The sequence below is a fragment of the Photobacterium galatheae genome (assembly GCF_000695255.1).
Classification (GTDB): Bacteria; Pseudomonadota; Gammaproteobacteria; order Enterobacterales; family Vibrionaceae; genus Photobacterium; species Photobacterium galatheae.
This window is the reverse complement of the sequence record NZ_JMIB01000025.1, coordinates 1-3,172: the sequence shown is the minus strand read 5'-3', so window position 1 is coordinate 3,172 and position 3,172 is coordinate 1. Positions and strand designations below refer to the sequence as shown.

General features: G+C 52.1%; 1 rRNA gene. It reads left to right on the top strand.

What is annotated here, in order from left to right:
• The first annotated feature begins 163 nt into the window (after positions 1-163).
• Positions 164-3,047, top strand: a 23S ribosomal RNA gene (locus EA58_RS12360).
• Positions 3,048-3,172: the final 125 nt, after the last annotated feature.

Below are 3,172 nucleotides of genomic sequence, written 5' to 3'. Positions count from 1 at the left end.
TATGAGGATTGAATCAACTGTTTCGAAAGAAACAGAGTTCTCAAGCAAAACACATTCAAGTGTCTTGTATTTTTGCCTTCACTTTCAAAGTGAAAGCAAAGTTGAGTCCGGCGAAAAATCAAACCTTGGTTGTTTGAACATACGAAACCTCTTGGGGTTGTATGGTTAAGTGACTAAGCGTACACGGTGGATGCCTGGGCAGTCAGAGGCGATGAAGGACGTACTAACTTGCGATAAGCGGTGATGAGGCAGTAAGAGCCACTTGAGTCACCGATTTCCGAATGGGGAAACCCAGCCGCATAAGCGGTTATCAATGCGTGAATACATAGCGCATTGAGGCGAACCGGGGGAACTGAAACATCTAAGTACCCCGAGGAAGAGAAATCAACCGAGATTCCGGCAGTAGCGGCGAGCGAAACCGGATTAGCCCTTAAGCGAACTTGGTGTCAGGCGAACATGCTGGAAAGCATGGCGATACAGGGTGACAGCCCCGTAGCCGACGACACCTTGTCCGTGAAAACGAGTAGGACGGGACACGTGTTATCTTGTCTGAAGATGGGGGGACCATCCTCCAAGGCTAAATACTCCTGACTGACCGATAGTGAACCAGTACCGTGAGGGAAAGGCGAAAAGAACCCCTGTGAGGGGAGTGAAATAGAACCTGAAACCGTGTACGTACAAGCAGTAGGAGCCCTTCGGGGTGACTGCGTACCTTTTGTATAATGGGTCAGCGACTTAATTTCAGTAGCAAGGTTAACCGTTTAGGGGAGCCGTAGGGAAACCGAGTCTTAACTGGGCGTACAGTTGCTGGGATTAGACCCGAAACCAGGTGATCTAGCCATGGGCAGGTTGAAGGTGAGGTAACACTTACTGGAGGACCGAACCGACTAATGTTGAAAAATTAGCGGATGACTTGTGGCTAGGGGTGAAAGGCCAATCAAACCTGGAGATAGCTGGTTCTCCCCGAAAGCTATTTAGGTAGCGCCTCGGACGAATACTACTGGGGGTAGAGCACTGTTAAGGCTAGGGGGTCATCCCGACTTACCAACCCTTTGCAAACTCCGAATACCAGTAAGTACTATCCGGGAGACACACGGCGGGTGCTAACGTCCGTCGTGGAGAGGGAAACAACCCAGACCGCCAGCTAAGGTCCCAAAGTATCACTAAGTGGGAAACGATGTGGGAAGGCTCAGACAGCCAGGATGTTGGCTTAGAAGCAGCCATCATTTAAAGAAAGCGTAATAGCTCACTGGTCGAGTCGGCCTGCGCGGAAGATTTAACGGGGCTAAGTGATACACCGAAGCTGCGGCAATGCATTTAATGTATTGGGTAGGGGAGCGTTCTGTAAGCGGCTGAAGGTGTGCTGTAAGGCATGCTGGACGTATCAGAAGTGCGAATGCTGACATGAGTAACGATAATGGGGGTGAAAAACCTCCACGCCGGAAGACCAAGGGTTCCTGTCCAACGTTAATCGGGGCAGGGTAAGTCGACCCCTAAGGCGAGGCCGAAAGGCGTAGTCGATGGGAAACGGGTTAATATTCCCGTACTTCTTACTATTGCGATGGGGGGACGGAGAAGGCTAGGTGGGCCGGGCGACGGTTGTCCCGGTTCAAGGGTGTAGGCTGATGGTTTAGGCAAATCCGGACCATCTTAAGGCTGAGACCCGATGTCGAGCTGCTACGGCAGTGAAGTCATTGATGCCATGCTTCCGGGAAAAGCCTCTAAGCTTCAGATAGTAAGGAATCGTACCCCAAACCGACACAGGTGGTCGGGTAGAGAATACCAAGGCGCTTGAGAGAACTCGGGTGAAGGAACTAGGCAAAATGGTACCGTAACTTCGGGAGAAGGTACGCTGCCGGCGGTGAAGAGACTTGCTCTTGGAGCTGCTGGCAGTCGCAGATACCAGGTGGCTGCAACTGTTTATTAAAAACACAGCACTGTGCAAAATCGAAAGATGACGTATACGGTGTGACGCCTGCCCGGTGCCGGAAGGTTAATTGATGGGGTTATCTTCGGAGAAGCTCTTGATCGAAGCCCCGGTAAACGGCGGCCGTAACTATAACGGTCCTAAGGTAGCGAAATTCCTTGTCGGGTAAGTTCCGACCTGCACGAATGGCGTAATGATGGCCACGCTGTCTCCACCCGAGACTCAGTGAAATTGAAATCGCAGTGAAGATGCTGCGTACCCGCGGCTAGACGGAAAGACCCCGTGAACCTTTACTACAGCTTGGCACTGAACATTGACCCTACATGTGTAGGATAGGTGGGAGGCTTCGAAGCAGGTACGCCAGTATCTGTGGAGCCGTCCTTGAAATACCACCCTTGTAGTGTTGATGTTCTAACGTCGCCCCGTTATCCGGGGTGCGGACAGTGCCTGGTGGGTAGTTTGACTGGGGCGGTCTCCTCCCAAAGCGTAACGGAGGAGCACGAAGGTGGGCTAATCACGGTCGGACATCGTGAGGTTAGTGCAATGGCATAAGCCCGCTTAACTGCGAGAATGACGGTTCGAGCAGGTGCGAAAGCAGGTCATAGTGATCCGGTGGTTCTGAATGGAAGGGCCATCGCTCAACGGATAAAAGGTACTCCGGGGATAACAGGCTGATACCGCCCAAGAGTTCATATCGACGGCGGTGTTTGGCACCTCGATGTCGGCTCATCACATCCTGGGGCTGAAGTCGGTCCCAAGGGTATGGCTGTTCGCCATTTAAAGTGGTACGCGAGCTGGGTTTAGAACGTCGTGAGACAGTTCGGTCCCTATCTGCCGTGGGCGCTGGATGATTGAAGGGAGTTGCTCCTAGTACGAGAGGACCGGAGTGAACGAACCGCTGGTGTTCGGGTTGTGTCGCCAGACGCATTGCCCGGTAGCTAAGTTCGGAACAGATAACCGCTGAAAGCATCTAAGCGGGAAGCTGGCCCTGAGATGAGTCATCCCTGAGACTTTAAGTCTCCTGAAGGGCTGTTCGAGACTAGAACGTTGATAGGCAGGGTGTGTAAGCGTTGTGAGGCGCTCAGCTAACCTGTACTAATTGCCCGTGAGGCTTAACCATACAACACCCAAGGGGTTTTTATACGGACTCCGAGCACACTTGAATGTGCTGAGAACTTAGTCAGATTTTTCCGAGATTGTTAACAAATTTTGCCTGGCGACCATAGCGCTGTGGAACCACCTGAT